The 16,912-nt window shown below is 71.9% G+C and carries 13 protein-coding genes; 8 read left to right on the forward strand and 5 right to left on the reverse strand.

Features of this window, described 5'->3' with window-relative positions; translation table 11 throughout:
* Positions 1-99 precede the first annotated feature (99 nt).
* From ACWEF6_RS22190 to ACWEF6_RS22205, 4 genes are all read right to left on the reverse strand, one after another.
* Positions 100-1,830 carry a serine hydrolase gene (locus ACWEF6_RS22190; RefSeq protein ID WP_449684735.1) on the reverse strand — a complete coding sequence of 577 codons (1,731 nt, stop codon included), beginning with the start codon at positions 1,828-1,830 and terminating at the stop codon, positions 100-102.
* A 47-nt stretch (positions 1,831-1,877) separates the two neighbouring features.
* Positions 1,878-3,134, reverse strand: a complete 1,257-nt coding sequence (locus ACWEF6_RS22195) for an exo-beta-N-acetylmuramidase NamZ family protein (RefSeq protein ID WP_449684696.1) — start codon at positions 3,132-3,134, stop codon at positions 1,878-1,880.
* Positions 3,131-4,870, reverse strand: coding sequence for a glycoside hydrolase family 3 protein (locus ACWEF6_RS22200; RefSeq protein WP_449684736.1), 1,740 nt, complete (start codon positions 4,868-4,870; stop codon positions 3,131-3,133). The genes ACWEF6_RS22195 and ACWEF6_RS22200 overlap by 4 nt, the downstream gene beginning before the upstream one ends.
* A gap of 801 nt (positions 4,871-5,671) precedes the next feature.
* On the reverse strand, positions 5,672-6,502 hold the full coding sequence (locus ACWEF6_RS22205) for an HAD family hydrolase (RefSeq protein ID WP_449684697.1): 831 nt from the start codon (positions 6,500-6,502) through the stop codon (positions 5,672-5,674).
* A gap of 603 nt (positions 6,503-7,105) precedes the next feature.
* On the opposite strand from ACWEF6_RS22205, the gene ssd reads away from it, so the two are divergent.
* The 8 genes from ssd to ACWEF6_RS22245 all read left to right on the forward strand — a co-directional run bounded on the left by ssd (position 7,106) and on the right by ACWEF6_RS22245 (position 14,053).
* Positions 7,106-8,173 (forward strand): septum site-determining protein Ssd, encoded by a 1,068-nt coding sequence (ssd, locus tag ACWEF6_RS22210; RefSeq protein WP_449684698.1) that lies wholly within the window; start codon positions 7,106-7,108, stop codon positions 8,171-8,173.
* 634 nt (positions 8,174-8,807) lie between these two features.
* A complete protein-coding gene (locus tag ACWEF6_RS22215) occupies positions 8,808-9,959 on the forward strand; it encodes a TadA family conjugal transfer-associated ATPase (protein ID WP_449684699.1) in 1,152 nt (383 codons plus the stop codon).
* Between the two features lie 64 nt (positions 9,960-10,023).
* A complete protein-coding gene (locus ACWEF6_RS22220) occupies positions 10,024-10,782 on the forward strand; it encodes a type II secretion system F family protein (RefSeq protein ID WP_449684700.1) in 759 nt (252 codons plus the stop codon).
* Positions 10,779-11,495, forward strand: coding sequence for a type II secretion system F family protein (locus ACWEF6_RS22225; RefSeq protein ID WP_449684701.1), 717 nt, complete (start codon positions 10,779-10,781; stop codon positions 11,493-11,495). Before ACWEF6_RS22220 ends, ACWEF6_RS22225 begins: the two co-directional genes overlap by 4 nt.
* Before the next feature lie 27 nt (positions 11,496-11,522).
* On the forward strand, positions 11,523-11,699 hold the full coding sequence (locus ACWEF6_RS22230; protein ID WP_310969148.1) for a DUF4244 domain-containing protein: 177 nt from the start codon (positions 11,523-11,525) through the stop codon (positions 11,697-11,699).
* 20 nt (positions 11,700-11,719) lie between these two features.
* Positions 11,720-12,049 (forward strand): TadE family type IV pilus minor pilin, encoded by a 330-nt coding sequence (locus tag ACWEF6_RS22235; RefSeq protein ID WP_449684737.1) that lies wholly within the window; start codon positions 11,720-11,722, stop codon positions 12,047-12,049.
* Complete coding sequence (locus ACWEF6_RS22240) at positions 12,042-12,467, forward strand: Rv3654c family TadE-like protein (RefSeq protein WP_449684702.1); 426 nt, start codon at positions 12,042-12,044, stop codon at positions 12,465-12,467. The genes ACWEF6_RS22235 and ACWEF6_RS22240 overlap by 8 nt, the downstream gene beginning before the upstream one ends.
* A 968-nt stretch (positions 12,468-13,435) precedes the next feature.
* Positions 13,436-14,053, forward strand: a complete 618-nt coding sequence (locus ACWEF6_RS22245; protein ID WP_449684703.1) for a bifunctional DNA primase/polymerase — start codon at positions 13,436-13,438, stop codon at positions 14,051-14,053.
* An 82-nt stretch (positions 14,054-14,135) separates the two neighbouring features.
* Here ACWEF6_RS22245 and ACWEF6_RS22250 read toward each other — a convergent pair whose 3' ends face one another.
* Positions 14,136-16,577: a DEAD/DEAH box helicase gene (locus tag ACWEF6_RS22250; RefSeq protein ID WP_449684738.1), complete on the reverse strand. Its 2,442-nt coding sequence runs from the start codon at positions 16,575-16,577 to the stop codon at positions 14,136-14,138.
* Between the last annotated feature and the right edge of the window lie 335 nt (positions 16,578-16,912).

Below are 16,912 nucleotides of genomic sequence, written 5' to 3' on the forward strand. Positions count from 1 at the left end.
AACGAGGTCAAGCTAACGACTTGGCAACTTAGTGTCGCGGTGCAAGCGGCAAAGGGACGGTAAAATCCGGCCGGCGGTGGACGTTCGGCGACCGGCCGGTCACCGAGAGGTCAACTGCCAACCCTCCGCAGTGAAAACGGCCGGGTCTCGTTCACCGTCGAGGAGTGATCGGCCGCTCTCGGTGACTTTCACACCGTCCACCGAAACTCCTCGTCCCGTGTAATTCGGGTCGGTGCTGTAACGCCAGCGCAGGCTCACCGACGCGCCCTGCGGCAGCGTGCCCACCACCCGCCACCAGGCGCGGTGCCCGTGTCCGGAGAGCGACGTCACGATTCCGGAGGGTGCGCCCGGTCCGGAAACCGATAGGGCGATCGGTTGCCAGTTAACGCCGTCGGTGCTCGCTTGCAGCTGAAGTGGATCACCTGGGCCCTCGGTGTCCACGAAGGCAGCGAACGAGACGCGCGCTTGATCACTATGCGTGGTGAAAGCCCGGGTACTCAGCGTAGCAACGGCGGCGTTACCGAGCGTGCTCGCCCAGGCGTCCTTCCCGGCCACCGGCCGCACCGCCATGGCCCTGGCCAGCGACGTCGCCCAGACCTGGCGGGCGGTGTTGATCGAGCCCCAGTTCCGGCTCGGGTGCACCCGGTTGGTCAGCAGGATCGCGAACGACCGGGACTCCGGGTCGATGACCAGCGTCGTTCCGGTGTAGCCGGTGTGCCCGGCGGTGACCGGCGACGCCAGCGCGCCCATGTACCAGGGCTGGTCGAGCTCGAAGCCGAGGCCGTGCGAGTCGTCCGGGAACTGCTGGTTGTAGTTCGTCAGCAGCTGCCGGACGGTGTCCTGCCGCAGGATCCGGTGCCCGCGGTAGCTGCCGCCGTTGAGGATCGCCTGGGCGAGCGTGGCCATGTCACCGGCGGTGCTGAACACGCCGGCGTGCCCGGCGACGCCGCCGAGCGACCACGCGTTCTCGTCGTGCACGCTGCCGCGCACCATCCCGCGCGGCGGGTTCGCCTGGAACTCCGTCGCGGCGATCCGGGCCAGCTTGGCGGCGGGCGGGTTGTACCCGGTGTCGGTCATGCCGAGCGGCGCGGTGATCCGGTCGTGGACGACCTTGTCGAGGGACTGCCCGGTCAGCTTCTCGACGATGAAGCCGAGCGTGAGCAGGTTGATGTCCGAGTAGAGGTACGTCGTGCCCGGCTTGTTCTTCAGCGGGCTGTCGAGCACCGCCTGCCGGCGCGACGGGATGTCCGGGTAACCCGCCCAGAGCGACGGGATCGGGTCGGCGTCGAACCCGGAGACGTGCGTGAGCAGCATCTTGACCGTGATGGCGGCCTTGTCGCCGGTGGCGAACTCCGGGAAGAAGCGGCTGACCGGGGTGTCGATGGTGAACTGCCCGCGTTCGACCAGCTGCATGACGGCGATCGAGGTGAACAGCTTCGAGATCGAAGCCATGTCGAAGATCGTGTCGTTCTTCATCGGGACCTGCTGGTCCGCGGGCAGTTCGGTGCCCGCCGCGTCGGCGTACCGCAGCGCGCCGCCGACCGCGTACCGGTCGACGACCACGCCGTCGTGCGCGAGGAGGCCGACCGCCCCGGAGAAGTGCGGGTGCCCGGAGGCGTCCGGCTTCGTCCAGCTCGCCAGGAAGTCCTCGGCGGCCTCGACCGGCGCCGGGTCGAGGCCGACGTCCTGGGGCCGCCCGTCGCGCAGCGTCGTCCACGGCGGGGCGAACCCCTGCTGCGGCCGGTCGAAGCGGCCGGCCGCCGGATCGTGGCTGGTGATGGCGCTGGCTCCCGAGTCGGACACAGTCAGAGTGGTCAGCGCGACCAGCACGCCGGTGGCCGCGACGAGCACCTTCCTAGCACGCACGAGTCTCCCCCTCAGCGGTACAGCAGGTAGTGGCGGCGTCTCCGGTCGAACCCGGCCAGCTCGGCCCGCCAGGCGCCGGTGACCTCGTCGACCCCCGCGCCGGCGTCGATCATGGTCCGGAGCCGGTCGGAGCCGGACAGCTTGTCGATGTAGTTGTCGGGCCGCCAGGCGAACACGTCCGGGTGCAGGGCCTTCGCCGTGACGAGCATGGCGACCGCGGTCCGGATCGCGTCGAAGGCACGTGGGTCGCTGACGGACAGCTGCACGCCGCCGCACGTCTGGTTGACGAACTTGCTGAACGTCGGGACGAAGTAGGTCTCGCGGAACTTCGCTCCGGGCAGCTGCTCGTCTTCGAGTTTCTCGCGCCAGCGCCAGTCGAGCCCGGGCGCGCCGATGATCTCGAACGGCCGGGTCGTGCCGCGGCCCTCGGAGAACACGGTGCCCTCGAACATCCCGGTGCCCGGGTAGACGAGCGCGGTGTCCGGCGTCGGCATGTTCGGGCTTGGCAGCACCCAGTTCAGCCCGGTCCGGTCGAAGGGCGTGTCGCGCTGCCAGCCGCGGACCTGGACGACGTCGAGCTTCAGCTCTGCGCCCGGCAGGAACTCCCCGGCGAAGAAGCGGGCGAGCTCGCCGACGGTCATGCCGTGCTGCTGCGCGATCGGCTGCCGCCCGATCCCCGAGGCGAACTTCGGGTCGAGCACCGGCCCGGCCGCGCGGCCGCCGAGCGGGTTCGGCCGGTCGAGCACGACGAATGCGGCTTTGACCTGCGCCGCGGCCACCATCGCCGTGTAGAGCGACCAGATGTAGGTGTAGAAGCGCGCGCCGACGTCGGCGATGTCGAAGACGACCGTGTCGACGCCCGCCTTGGTGAACAGCGAAGCGAGCTTCGTCGCGTCGACGCCGTACGCGTCGTAGACCGGGACGCCGGTGCGAGGGTCGGTGTAGTCGCCTTCGGAGCCGCCTGCCTGCGCGCTGCCGCGGAAGCCGTGTTCCGGGCCGAAGGCCGCCACCGGTTTCACGCCGGCGGCGACCATCGAGTCGACGATGTGGTCGCCGTCCAGCAGGACGCCGGTCGGGTTCGACAGCACGCCCAGCTTGCGGCCCTTGAGGGAGCGCCAGCCCTGCGTGGCCAGCTGCTCCGCGCCGGTGAGGACCCGGCCGGCCGTCTCCGCCGCTTCGGGTTGGGCTCCGGCCACGGCCGAGCCGCCCGCCAGCACGGGGACGGCGAGCGCGCTCGCGCCGAGGAAGTGCCGCCGGTTGAGGTTCACCAGGTCAGCCCGTGGCCGAAGGGGTACTTCACGGTCTGCACGTCGGCGCCCGCCGGGATGTCGACCGGCAGCTTCCCGACCGGTTTCGTCTCACCGAGGACGACCTTGGCCAGCGCCTCCAGGGTCGGCCCGATGTAGCCGTAGGTGGCCAGCCACGTCTTCACCGCGCTCGGGTAGCCGGCGTCGTACGGGATCTGCGCGGCGACCGCGACGACCGGCTTCCCGGTGGCCTGGAGGGCGTCGAGCAGCTTGGTCTGCAGGGGGTAGGTGGCGATGTTGTTCGTCAGCACGACGACGAGGTCGGCGGTCTGCGCCTTGGCGACGGCCTGCGCGACCTGGGCGTCCGTCGGCGTCTGGCCGGTCTGGTAGGCCGTCGCGGCTGTGCCGTGGGCGGTCAGCTTCTGCGCGAGGGTCGTCGTCGTGGAGACGCCCCAGCCGGTGACGAGCGCGGTCGCGGGCTTCTGCTTCAGGGGCAGGAGACCGGCGTCGTTCGCGACGGCCGTGATGCCGCGATCGGCGATGTCCTGGGCGGTCGCGAGGTTCGACGGCGTGCCGACGGTCTTCATCACCCGGTTCGGGTCAACGAACGGCGAGAACAGGATGCCGCTCTTGAACTTGAGCTTCAGCACGCGCAGCACGCTCTGGTCGATCCGCCGCATCGGGATGTCACCGGACTTCACCGCGGCGAGGACCGCGTTGATGGCGACGTCGAGGTGCACCGGCATGAGCAGCTGGTCGACGCCGGCCTTCAAGGCGAGGACGGGGATCTCGGCGTCGCTGTGCATCTCGCGCACGCCCTGCATTTCGAGCGAGTCGGTGATGACGACGCCGTCGTAGCCGAGTTCGCCGCGCAGCTTCCCGGTGACGATCGGCTTCGACAGCGTCGCGGGTTCGAGCGACGGGTCGAGGCTGGGGAACTGGATGTGCGCGGTCATGATCGAGTCGATGCCGGCCTTGATGGCGGCCTTGAACGGCGGCACGTCGGTGGCCCGCCACTGCGCCTCGGTGCTGTCGATCCGCGGCAGCCCGGTGTGGCTGTCGGTCGGCGCGGCGCCGTGCCCGGGGAAGTGCTTGGCCGTCGCCGCGACGGACTGCTCGAAGCCCTTGACCTCGGCCGTGACGAAGTCGCTGGCCAGGCCGGGCTGCCCGGAGAAGGACCGGACGCCGATGACCGGGTTGACGGGGTTGGAGTTGACGTCCGAATCGGGCGCGAAGTCCTGGTTGATGCCGACGGCCCGCAGTTCCCGGCCGAGGATGGTGGCGGCCTGCGTCGCGCGCTTCGTGTCCCGCCCGGCGGAGATGGCCATGGCGTTCGGGAACTCGGTGGCCGGTGCACCCATCCGCGTGACGGTGCCGCCTTCCTGGTCGGCGGCGATCTGCAGCGGGATGTGCGCCCCGCTCGTGACGGCGGCCTTCTGGAGCCCGTTGGACAGCTTCGCGACTTGCACGGGGTCGTCGAAGTTGTCGCGCGAGTCGTTGTTGAAGTAGATAACCCCGCCGAGGTGGTACTTCGCGACGACCTGCGCGGCGGTGTCGACGCCGAAGTCGGCCTGGTTCTTCGGGTTGACCTCGTCGGCGGTCTTGCCGTTCACCCAGGTGACGAACAGCTGCCCGACCTTCTGCTCGAGCGTCAGCCCGCGCAGGGCCTGCGTCGCCGCGGCCTCGGCCTGCGCGTCCACGCTCACGCTCGGTGCACTCGCCGCGGTCGCAACACCCACACCGGTGAAGGCGAGCACCCCCACGACGGGCAGGGCGAGCGCATGGAACCTCCGATTTCGGGACGTCACGACTCAGCCTCCCAGAAAGTAGCGGGCGCCGTCGGACGTGAGAAGTCCACTCGGAGGCGCCAGTATCGGGAAGCTACTCACCGAATCCGGCGATGTCCATCGGCCGACCGCGCGAACGCGCCAGTCGTACCCGGATCGGTAGCAAAGTCCCCCTCCGCAACCTGCACCCCCGAGTCCCGCCCCCAGTCACACGAGTCCCGGCCCCAGTCACGCGAGATCCGGCCCCAGTCACGCGAGATCCGGCCCCAATCACGGGAGTCCCGTCCCCAACCCCGCGTGTCGATCCCCCAATCACGCGTGATGCCCCGGGCCGCACGTCTCCGCGCCGCTTGACCCCCCAAATAGACGAGGCGGCACCCGTAGCCGAAGCCACGGGCGCCGCCTGCAAAGCGCGAACTTCTCGGGCGACCAAGCGTGCAACTCTGGTCGTACCTACATGGACTCGGCGTGTGGCGTCCCACTACGCAGTCCCTAGACGACGAGCCTCCCGCGGCGCGCTGCGCGTGGGTACCCGGAGTCCGCGCACGGAGGTTTGCCGGGGTGGAACAGGCTTCTCTTCTACCTGTTCCCTGGCCGACCGAACGTCCGCACCTACTTTCTACGCCGTGAGCCCGGTCACTTCAAGTGCGCGGACGGGTGCACCGGTACAGAGGCTGGATCGGGTGACATGGGCACCCTCCGCGACGGACAATTCGGGGCTGGGCCAAGCAAAGTGGAGGCCGTACGGCCGTGTGGGTGGCGGGTGTCCGGCTAGCGCGACCGACGGCGACGGTTGAGGCCATACCAGGTCGCTCCGGCGGCCACCGCGCCGACGCCGAGGGCCACCATTCCGGCCGATCGCGTCGGGATCCGGGTGCGCAGCGACATCGGCCGGTCGAAGGCCAGGATCGGCCAGCCGCGCTCGAGGGCCTCCCGCCGCAGGAGCTTGTCCGGGTTGACCGCGTGCGGGTGCCCGACGACCTCAAGCAGCGGGATGTCGGTGCTCGAGTCGGTGTAGGCGAAGCACTCGGCGAGGTCGTAGCCGTACGTAGCGGCGAGCTGCTTCGCGGCGACGGCCTTGTTGGCGCCGTAGCAGTAGAAGTCGACTTCGCCGGAGTAGCGGCCGTCGACGATCTGCATCCGCGTGGCCACGCTCCGGGTCGCGCCGAGCATCTCCGCCACCGGCGCGACGACCTCTTCGCCGGTCGCCGACAGCACGATCACGTCGTGTCCGTCTTCGCGGTGACGCGCGATCAGTTCGGCTGCCTCCGCGTACACGAGCGGGTCGACGACGTCGTGCAGCGTCTCGCGCACGATCGCCGAAACCTGGGCGACGTCCCAGCCGGCGCACAGCGCGGAAACTTCGGCGCGCAGCCGCTCGGTTTTGTTCTCGTCGGCGCCCGCGAGGGAGAAGACGAGCTGCGCGTATGCGCTTCGCAACGCCGCGCGACGGTTGATCAACCCTTCTTTGAGGAGGGGCTTGCTGAACGCCAGCGCGCTCGAAGAAGCGATGATCGTCTTGTCCAGGTCGAAGAACGCGGCCACCGCGTGCTCCGGGCCCGGCTTCCAGATGCGCGACGGCGCGCTGCTCGGTTCGGCCACCCGCCCAGGATAGGAGCTTGATCGCGGGGCGTCCCGTTGATCCACCACGCGCGCGTCGCGCCGGGCGGAAAATCCATGACAGGCAGGCACTTCGGGCGCGCTGTGCCGTTATCGAACTGTGTGCCTCATCCGATGCGCGAACCGGCGCCGGGCGGAGTTACAGTGAGGGAGCCCGGTGTCCAACCGGGCCGGTTCAGTCCGACCCCCCGGGGCTGAACCCACGGCGGCCCCCGTCCCTCCCCCCTGGCGGGGGCCGCCCTCTTACCTCCCGATTGCCTTTTCCGGCTGGGATTCCGCATTCTGCGCCGAGACCTTTTTGCCTTCCGCTTACCTTCGGCATTTCTCAGCTCCTTGTGAATCATGGATCGCGAAGCGCACGGAATCTTCGCGTGCGGATGTCCGTGCCCATTTCCACCGCAGCTGCGTCGATCCTGCCACGCCCCGCCCACGGAACCGGTTCGAACGGGGCGCACGGGCGGCAGTTGTCCACAACACCCCACTTGTCCACAGCCGCCCGCCCGACCCGTTGTGCCGCCCCACCCCCGCCCGCGACGGTGGAACCCGGGCCACCCACGGCCCGCACCGACGACGGGGGAGGAACGCATGACGGGGGAACGACCGCTGGTGATCGCCGCGGACGAAACCGTGCTCGACGAAATACTGCGGGTGGCCGCGGTCGCGGGCTGCGAGCTCGACAGCGCACCGGACCTGACAGCGGCGAGCGGGCGCTGGGCCCGAGCGCCGCTGGTGGTCCTCGACGAAGAAGCCGTGCGGCACCCACCGGCCCTGCCCCCGCGCGGCGGGGTCCTGCTGGTCTGCAAGGGCAGCCCGGGCCCGGAGACGTGGGAGCACGCGTTCCGCGGCGGCGTGGAGCGGGTGATCTCGTTGCCCGAAGAGGAAACCGCGCTGGCCGGCGCGTTCGCCGACGTCGTCGAGACACCGGCGGAGCAACCCGGCCTGGTCCTCGGCGTGGTCGGCGGCCGAGGCGGTGCGGGCGCGTCGGTGTTCGCGGCAACCCTGGCCCTCACGGCCGCCCGTGACCCGGGAGGCGCGTTGCTGCTGGACTGCGACCCGCTCAGCGGCGGCCTGGATGTGTTGCTCGGCTTGGAAAAGACGCCCGGAACACGCTGGCCGGACGTCCAGCTGAGCGGCCGGGCCTCGGTCTCCTCACTGGCGGCGGCTCTCCCCCAGCGAAGCCATCGAGGCAGCAGCCTCCCGGTGCTCGCGTCCGGCCCCGAAGGCAAGGGCCCGGACGTCGAGTCGTTGTCGGCGATCCTGACCGCAGGCCGCCGCGCGGGCCGGACGGTGGTATGCGACCTCCCGCGCAGCCTCGACGAGGCGGCCGAGGAGGTGGCGCTGAGAGCCGACCTGGTCCTGCTGATGGTGCCGATGGAATTCCGGGCCTGCCTGGCGGCGAAGAAGGTCCTGGGCCGCCTGTCGAAACTGACGGCCCGCATCGGGATCGTGGCATGTGGACACTCGAAGGACCCGTCCGTGAACACGGAAACCTTGATCGGCCCACCCCTGATGGCCTCAATGCCCCCGGAGCGCAACCTCTGGGGAGCAGTGGAGCGCGCGGAGTTCCCGACGAAGCCAAGAGGCCCACTGGCGACAACGGCAGCACAAATCCTCCAGACAGCCCGCCGAGAAGCCCAGGCGGCCAGCCGATGACCTTCACCGCGGCCGGCCTCCGCCCCACAACCGCCCCGACGAGGGTGTCGGAGCTGTTGCTGCCAACGATCATCAACCTTCTGACCCGAGCCCCAGCAAGCGCGGAAGCGTTCTCGGCACTGCTGCAGCCCAAGCCGGAGCCTCCGGCTCCCTCACGCCTGTCGCCAGACACCCGCGTCACCGCATCGCGCGGCAGCCACCCTGCGGCACCACCGCGCCCCGCTCCGCGCGCCGACCCACGGCCCGGCACCCGTGTCACCGCATCGCGCGGCGATCACCCCGCGGCACCGCCGCGCCCCGGCCCGCGCACCGACCCACCGCCCGGCACTCGCGTCACCGCATCGCGTGGCGATCACCCCGCGGCACCGCCGTGCCCCGCTCCGCGCGCCGACCCACCGTCCGGTACCCATGTCACCGCATCGGGTGGCGGCCGCCCTGCGGCACCACCGTGCCCTGCTCCGCGCGCCGACCCACGGCCCGGCACTCGCGTCACCGCATCGCGTGGCGATCACCCCGCGGCACCGCCGTGCCCCGGCCCGCGCGTCGACCCACCGCCCGGCACCCGCGTCACCGCAGCACGCGACCACCCACCGGCCATCCCGCAACCCACGAACCGACCAAGACGGGCAACCCCATGACCACCGACTTCGTGGACCGCGTCCGCAACCGCCTCGCGGGCGACCGCCGCCGAGCCGATCCGGTCGCCGTCGCGACCGCCGTCCGCGCCGAAGCGGGCGGCGCCCTCGGCCACGACGCCGTGCTCGACGCGGCCCGCCAGGCCCGTGACGAGTTCGTCGGCGCCGGCCCGCTCGCCCCGCTTCTCGACGACCCGGCGACCACCGACGTGCTCGTCACCGGCCCCGCCGAGGTCTGGACCGACGGCCCACAAGGCCTCACCCGCACCGGCATCCGCTTCAAAGGCGAAGAATCCGTCCGCCGCTTGGCCCAGCGCCTCGCCCTCGCGGCCGGACGCCGTCTCGACGACGCACAGCCCTACGTCGACGGCTGGCTCCCCGGCACCGGCCCCCACGGCCGCATCCGCGTGCACGCCGTCCTCCCACCGATCGCGGCCGGCGGCACCTGCCTGTCCCTCCGCGTCCTGCGCCCGGCGACGCACGACCTCACCACCCTGGGCGAACTCGGCGCGTTCGACGACGCCGGCGCCAAGCTGCTCCGCAACGTCGTCTCGAGGCGCGCGGCGTTCCTCGTCACCGGCGGCACGGGCGCGGGCAAAACCACCCTCCTGGCCGCACTGCTCGGCGCCGTCGAACCGGGCGAACGCATCGTCTGCGTCGAGGACGCCGGCGAGCTGCAGCCCGCGCACCCGCAGTTCGTCAGCCTCGTCGCCCGTCCGCCCAATGTGGAGGGTGCGGGCGCGGTCGGCCTGCCCGAGCTCGTGCGCCAGGCGCTGCGCATGCGCCCCGACCGGCTCGTGGTCGGCGAGGTCCGCGGCGCCGAAGTCGGCGCCCTGCTCACCGCGCTCAACACCGGCCACGACGGCGGCGCCTGCACCATCCACGCCAACTCCCCGGCGGAGGTGCCCGCCCGCATCGAGGCGCTGGCGGCGCTCGGTGGCCTCGGCCGCGACGCCGTGCACAGCCAGCTCGTCGCCGCGATCCGCGTGGTGCTGCACATGCGGCGCGAACCGGGTGGCCGCCGTCGCCTCGCCGAGGTCGGTGTCCTCCGCGCCGAACACGGCCGGGCGCGGGTCGTCCCGGTGTGGCGCGCGGGCCGGTGGACGGTCGATCGGCACCTCTTCCCGACGTCGGGGGCGATCGCGTGCTGAGTCTCCTGCTGGTGCGGATTTCCTTGCTGCTGAACGCTTTCCCGCGCAACCGAAGGAGGCGGCGATGATCACCCCGTGGCTCCCGCTGTGCGTGGGAGCGGCCCTCGCCTGCTGGCCCGCGGCGCCGAACCGGTTCCAGGTCATGATCGAGCCGACGGCCACCCTTCGGAAGCTCCACGGGTGGCGCGCCGTCCGCTGGCTGCTGCCGGCCGCCCTCGCCGGCTTGCTGGCGGGAGCGGGCGGCGCGATCGCCGCCGGCGTGCTGACGCTGGCGTGGAGCCAGGAGTGGCGAGCCCACCGCCGGGCCACCGCGGACCTGGCGATGGCGACGCACACCGCGACCGCGTTGCGGACGATGGTGGCCGAGCTCCGTGCCGGCGCCCACCCGGTCACGGCGGCAGAAGCCGCCGCGGACGTGGTCCCGGCGCTGGTGGGAGACCTCCGAGCCCTCGCGACGGCGGCCCGGCTCGACACCGAGTTGCACGCACCAGCGCTGCCGCACGTGGCCGCGGCCTGGAAGCTGGGCAAACGCCACGGCCTCCCGATGGCCGACGTCCTCGACGCGGCCCGCCGCGACGCCGAGGCAGGTGTGGCGTTCGCCCGCCGGATGCGCGCCAAGCTCGCCGGGCCCCGCGCGAGCGCGGCGGTACTCACCGGGCTGCCGGTCCTGTGCGTGCTGCTGGGGGAGGCCATGGGCGCGGCGCCGCTGCCCGTGCTGACCGGCAGCACCCCGGGCCAGGTGCTGCTGGTCGCCGGGTGCGCGCTGCTCTGGGCAGGTACGGCCTGGTGCCGGGCCCTGACCGGACGGGTGCGGATCCAATGACCGCGATCGCGCTCCTCTTCTTCGCCGGTGCCCTGCTGAGCTGGCCGGACGACACCATCGCGCGGCGCTTCGCCCGGCTGACCGACGGCCCGAAGCCCGTCCGCAAGAGCCACCGCGCGCTACCGCCCATTGCGGCGGCAGTGGGCGGAGTCTCGACAGCGGTGCTGGTCGGCGGGGTCGCCGGAGTGGTGGCAGGCACGATCGTGACGGCCACCGGATGGTGGGCGATCCGCCGCACCCGGCGGCCACGATCACCGGCCGTCGACATCGCCGCCAAGCTGCGGCTGGCGGGAACGCTCGACCTCCTCGCCGCGTGCCTGCGCGCCGGGCTGCCGGTGCCTTCGGCACTGGAGGCCGTGGCCGGCGCGGCGCCCGCGGCGGCGAGGGCGGCGCTGAGCTCGACGGCCGGCCTGCTCGCCCTCGGCTCCCGGCCGGACGAGGCGTGGGCGCCGGTGCGGGCCGTCCCGGGCCTCGGCGAGCTGGCGGCCACGGCGATCCGGACGTCCCGGTCGGGCGCGGCCTTCGCCACGGCGGCCGGCGACCTCGCCGGACGGTTCCGCGACGAGCTGGCCACCGAAGCCGAGGAGCGCGCCGAGAAGGCCGGGGTGGCGCTGGCCCTGCCGGTCGGTCTGTGTTTCCTGCCGGCCTTCTTCTGCCTGGGCGTGCTGCCGGTCGTCCTCGGCCTCGCGGGACGGCTCGGCCCGCTGTTCTGACCACAAACCCATACGAAGGGAATCCCCATGCGCGCGTTCCGCCGCCGCTTCCGCTCGGACGACGGTTCCACGACGGTCGAGTACGCCATCGTCACGGTCGCCGTCGCGGCCTTCGCCGCCGTCCTCTATTCCTTGCTCACCGGGGACTCGGTCGTCTCGTGGCTGACGAACCTGGTCATGAAGGCCCTGGCGGTGCCGTCATGAGGCACAAGGACGAAGGCTCGGTGACGGTGGAGGCAGCACTCGGCTTGGCCGGCCTGACGGTGGTGACGGTCCTGCTGGTCGCGGCCCTGGCGGTGCTGACAAGCCAGCTGCGCTGCACGGACGCGGCCCGCGAGGCAGCGCGCCTGCTGGCCAGAGGCCAGCCGCAGGAGGCAACGGCCGCGGTCCACCGGATCGGCCCACCAGGCGCGGACTTGGCGTTCGAGCAAATCGGCGAAGAAATAACGGCCAAGGTGACGGCCCACCCGGCGGCCGGCCTCCTCCCGGACATCCACCTCGACGCAACGGCCTACGCGGTGGCCGAGCCGGGCACGGAGGTGACGAATGGCTGACAACCAGGCCCCCGACAGAGGAGCGGCCACCATCTGGACGGCCATGGCGGTGGCGGCCCTGACGGTCGTGGCAACGCTGGTGTTGTGGCTGGGGGCGACGGTGACGGCACGCCACCGAGCGGAGTCAGCGGCCGACCTGGGCGCCCTGGCGGCGGCCTCCCACGCGAGCGAAGGCCCGGTCCGCGCATGCGAACGAGCAAGATGGGTGGCCGACCGCATGAGAGTGACGCTCCGGACCTGCCGCTGGCAACAGCTCGACGCACTGGTCGAGGTCGAGGCAAGCACCCCGGCGATCGCGGGCCTGCCGAGACCTTCCGCCCACGCTCGCGCAGGCCCAGCGGCCGAACCAGCACCCCCAGCCCCGGCAATCTCGGGGGACAACCTCGGCAGCACGCCCATCCGCCCACCCCACAGCTGATCCCAGCGGCAAGCGCCCAGCCTCGCGCGCGGACGAACCGACGCGCAGCCTCGGCGGCAGAGCCCAGCCGCCCGCCCAACGGCTGAGCCCGACTAGCGAGCGGGCATGCCTTCCGCCTCGCGCGAGGCTGAACCGACGCGGGGCCTCGGCGGCACGGGACGCGAGGCCTCGGCGGCACGCTCCATCCGCCACCCGGGGGGAGCTGACGCACGCAGCCCGCCGTTGCGCACGTGCCGCACCCTTCGCCCGTCCGCGACATCCGTCGCGGACCCGCGACACCCCGTCGCGCATCTGCGACACCTGCCGCGCTCGGCGATGCCTGTCGCCCGTCCGCGGCATCACTCGCGGACCCGCGACACCCCGTCCCGCACCCGCGAGACCTGCCGCGCTCGGCGCTACCCGTCGCGCATCCGCGACACCCCGTCGCGCACCCGCGACAGCTGTCGCGTACGGGTGATGCCCGTCGCCCGTCCGGGACACCCGCGAGACCTGGGAGCCCGGTCACCGAGGCATCCACCCTCAGACCCGTCGCACCTCGACGACAGCGCAACCCCAGCCAACCCGAGCCGCCCGGCGGACGCCGACCGGTCGGTATGGGGCGGTGACCGGCTGATCCGCGTGGGCGGGCGATGAGCGGCTGATTGTCACGGGCAGCGGTCGTTGGTGCACGGCGAGCGGTCGAATCGGCTGCTCACCTGGGCCGAAGCAGAGTCTCCACCGCGCCGGACGAGCGGCCGGAAGCCCTCGGATCCCGGGGTTTGCCACGACGAACGGTCCGTTTGCGGTCGCCGTTCGCCGTCCATCCGGGCCCGGGGGTTCGGTCGGGCCGTACGGATCACTGGGCGTTCATCGCCTCGTAACCACCGGTTGTCGCGCGGGGGTTCCGGGCAATGTGCAACTTGCCGTTAAGTGAGATGTGCGACACCACGGGGTCGCGGAGAACCGGAACTTGAAGGCAGGAAACACTGATGTTGGACGCGAATTGGCCGGACAGCTGGCGCGGTGCCTTCCGCATCGAACTGCGGGCGGAGGCGATCGGCCTCGCTTGGCGCGGCTGGCCGGTGCTCCCGGGTGTCGACCCCGCCCCGCTCACCGGTGGCGACGACCTCACCTGGCGCCGTCCGGTTCCGGCCATCGACGCCTGGCGTGAGCAGATCGGCACCCACGCCCACGAGGTCGCCACCTGGTTCTCCGACCGCACCCACAGCCTGCTCGTCGCCACCGGCACCGTGCTCGACGCCCTCGAGGTCGACGACGAGATCGGCAAGCGCGCCTGCCGCCTCCTCCGCGCCATCGGCCACCCCGCGCCGATCATCGCGCTGCCGAACGGCCGCTGGCTCTTCCTCACCACCGTCGCCGACCACGTGCCGGCCGAGCTGGCGTCGCGCGCCGGGATCCAGTGGCACGGCAAGGACAGCTACATCCCGCTGCCGCCGTCGCCGTTCCAGCACGGTGTCGTGCACTGGCGCGTCAAGCCCGAGGTCTGCGGCTGGCAGCTGCCGGACGCCGCCGAGGTGCACGACGTGCTCGTCCGTGCGCTGGCCGGCGCCGAAGCCCCGCAGCTGGTCCAGACCACCGCGGCCTGACAACCGGACCACCGCCGCCGGCCGGTCCCAGCCCGGCCGAGGCGGAGCAGGACACAATTCCATGGACCACCAAGTGGCCGTTCTAGGCACCGTGTTGACGCAACGCCCCGAGCACGGTGCCCAGCACAGCCACTGCCCCCGCCTTGTCCAGCGGTTCGTTGCCGTTCCCGCACTTCGGCGACTGAACGCAGGACGGGCATCCCGTCGGGCACTCGCAGGAGACGATCGCCTCCCGCGTTGCGGCCAGCCACGGGACAATCGCGGCATAACCGCGTTCGGCAAATCCCGCACCCCCGGGATGCCCGTCATGCACGAACACCGTCGCCTCCCCGGTGTCTTCGTGCCACGCGGTACTCACCCCGCCGATGTCCCACCGGTCGCACGTAGCGAACAGCGGTAGCAGGCCGATCGCCGCGTGCTCGGCGGCATGCAGGGCACCGGGGACCCGTGCCGGAACCAATCCGGCACCCCCCGGTGTCCTGCCACCCTCGCGAACGGGCCCCCGACCGTTCGCCTGGGTCTCCTCCCCGGTCCCCACCGGCCCCGCAGATTCGGTCCCCACCCGATGGCCCCCGGTCCCCACCTCGCCATCCGAACCATCCGAACCAGCAGAATCAGCCGAGTCCCCGGAACCGAGCAGCGAAGACGACACCGTGTACCAGACCGCACGGGTCCGCAGGCTCTGCTCCGGCAGATCGAGCGGCGTGTGGTCCAGGACCTCCCCGGACGGCCGTCGTCGCAGGTACCCGACCACCTGCGACGTCACGGCCACCTCGCCGAGGCAGACGCTCACCCCGCCGAAGTCCTGCTTTTCCTGCGTGCCCAGCACCGAGATGTCCACGATCTCGCGCGGTGTCGTCGTCCAGTCCGGGTTCTCCGCGTGGACCAGCGCCAGCCCCTGGTCCAGGTCCAGCTCGTCGACGACGTACGACGACCCCTGGTGCAGGTACACCGCGCCGGGGTGCACGGCGAAGCAGGCCGACCCCGGGTCGACCGTCCCGAGCATCCGGCCCGAGTCCGACTCGACCACCGCGATCTGCTCCCCGCCGGTGCCGCGGATGCCGACCTCGGCGTGCGGCCGGTCCCGCGAAGTCCAGTACCAGCCGCTCGACCGGCGCCGCACCAGCTTCTGCTCCGCCAGCTCGGCCAGCACCTCCTGGGCCGCCGCGCCGCCGAAGACCTCCAGCTCGGGCAGCGTCAACGGCAGCTCGGCGACGGCGCACGCGAGCTGCGGCGCCAGCACGTACGGGTTCGCGGGGTCGAGCACCGCCGTCTCCACCGGCCGCGAAAGCAGCGCGTCCGGGTGGTGCACCAGGTAGGTGTCGAGCGGATCGTCCCGCGCGACGAACACCACCAGCGCCGAATCGCCGGAGCGACCCGCCCGGCCGGCCTGCTGCCAGAACGACGCGAGTTTGCCCGGGTAGCCGGCCAGCACCACCGCGTCCAGGCCCGCGATGTCGACGCCGAGCTCCAGCGCGTTCGTCGTCGCGACGCCCAGCAGCCGGCCCGACAGCAGCGCCGCTTCCAACGCGCGACGTTCTTCCGGCAGGTAACCAGACCGGTACGCCGCAACGGTTTCCGACAACACCGGGTCCACTTCGGACAGAATGCGGCGCGCGCCCAGCGCTGCCAGCTCCGCGCCCCGCCGCGACCGGATGAACGCCAGCGATCGCGCGCCTTCCAGCACCAGGTCGGCGAGGATCCGCGACGTCTCCGCCCCGGCCGAACGCCGGACCGGCGCCCCGTTCTCCCCGGTCAGCTCCTCCAGCAGCGGCGGCTCCCACAACGCGACCGTGCGGGCGCCGCGCGGCGAAGCGTCCTCCGTCACGGCGACACAAGACACGCCCGTCAGCCGCGAAGCGAACGAAGCCGGCGAAGCCGTCGTCGCCGAAGCGAGCACGAAGACCGGCGAAGCGCCGTAGTGCTCGGCCACCCGCCGAAGCCGGCGAAGCAGCAGGGCGACGTGCGAGCCGAAGACGCCGCGATAGCTGTGGCACTCGTCGACGACCACGCAGCTGAGCCGCCGGAAGAACGTGGCCCACCGGCCGTGCGCCGAGAGGATGCCGCGGTGCAGCATGTCCGGGTTGGTGAACACCCAGTTCGCGTGCGCGCGCACCCAGTCGCGCTCGGCCATCGGCGTGTCCCCGTCGAACGACGCCGCCCGCACCCCCGGCACGTCCAAAGAGGACACCGAACGCAGCTGGTCCGCGCCCAGCGCCTTCGTCGGCGACAGGTACAGCGCGTTCGCCTTCTCGCCCGCGGCCAGCCGGGACAGCACCGGCAGCTGGTAGGCGAGCGACTTCCCCGACGCCGTTCCGGTCGAAATCACGACGTGCCGGCCCTCGTACGCGTGCGCCGCCGCCTCCGCCTGGTGTGCCCAGGGCGCCGAGACACCGCAGTCACGCAGCGCAGCGACGACCGCCGGATCCGTCCACGACGGCCACTCTGCGTAGCGCGCGGCGCGACCCGGCAGGTCCGCGACGTGCGTGACCGGGTGCTCGCGCGACGGGATGCCGGCGGTCACCCGCCTCAGCAGCCGCTGCCCACGTGATTCGTCCACCCGCCGAGCTTGGCACAGGGGTACGACAGTTCTGGCATCCCCAGCTGCGCCAACGGATCGGCGAAAGGGTGATCGATCAAGTGAGGAGGCTCACAAGGTAACGGAATGTACCGTCACCGGGACGGCGTGAAGACGCTGGTTGCGATACCAATACACTCCCGCAATCCACACCCTCTGTGGTGAGCGTCATGTGAGACGTGCATTGCTGCCCGGCTAGCGTGTCGCTCGGTACAGGGTCCATGCCAGCGCCGGCCGTGTCGAACCCTCGGCTTGCCGTCGACGCTGGCGCACGGCGACGT

The organism is Amycolatopsis sp. NPDC004772 (assembly GCF_053601215.1).

Excerpts from the sequence above, each read along its gene's own strand:
- ssd (WP_449684698.1), top strand. The coding sequence starts at position 7,106 with ATGACGGGGGAACGACCGCTGGTGATCGCCGCGGACGAAACCGTGCTC.
- ACWEF6_RS22215 (WP_449684699.1), top strand. The coding sequence starts at position 8,808 with ATGACCACCGACTTCGTGGACCGCGTCCGCAACCGCCTCGCGGGCGAC.
- ACWEF6_RS22220 (WP_449684700.1), top strand. The coding sequence starts at position 10,024 with ATGATCACCCCGTGGCTCCCGCTGTGCGTGGGAGCGGCCCTCGCCTGC.
- ACWEF6_RS22225 (WP_449684701.1), top strand. The coding sequence starts at position 10,779 with ATGACCGCGATCGCGCTCCTCTTCTTCGCCGGTGCCCTGCTGAGCTGG.
- ACWEF6_RS22230 (WP_310969148.1), top strand. The coding sequence starts at position 11,523 with ATGCGCGCGTTCCGCCGCCGCTTCCGCTCGGACGACGGTTCCACGACG.
- ACWEF6_RS22240 (WP_449684702.1), top strand. The coding sequence starts at position 12,042 with ATGGCTGACAACCAGGCCCCCGACAGAGGAGCGGCCACCATCTGGACG.
- ACWEF6_RS22245 (WP_449684703.1), top strand. The coding sequence starts at position 13,436 with ATGTTGGACGCGAATTGGCCGGACAGCTGGCGCGGTGCCTTCCGCATC.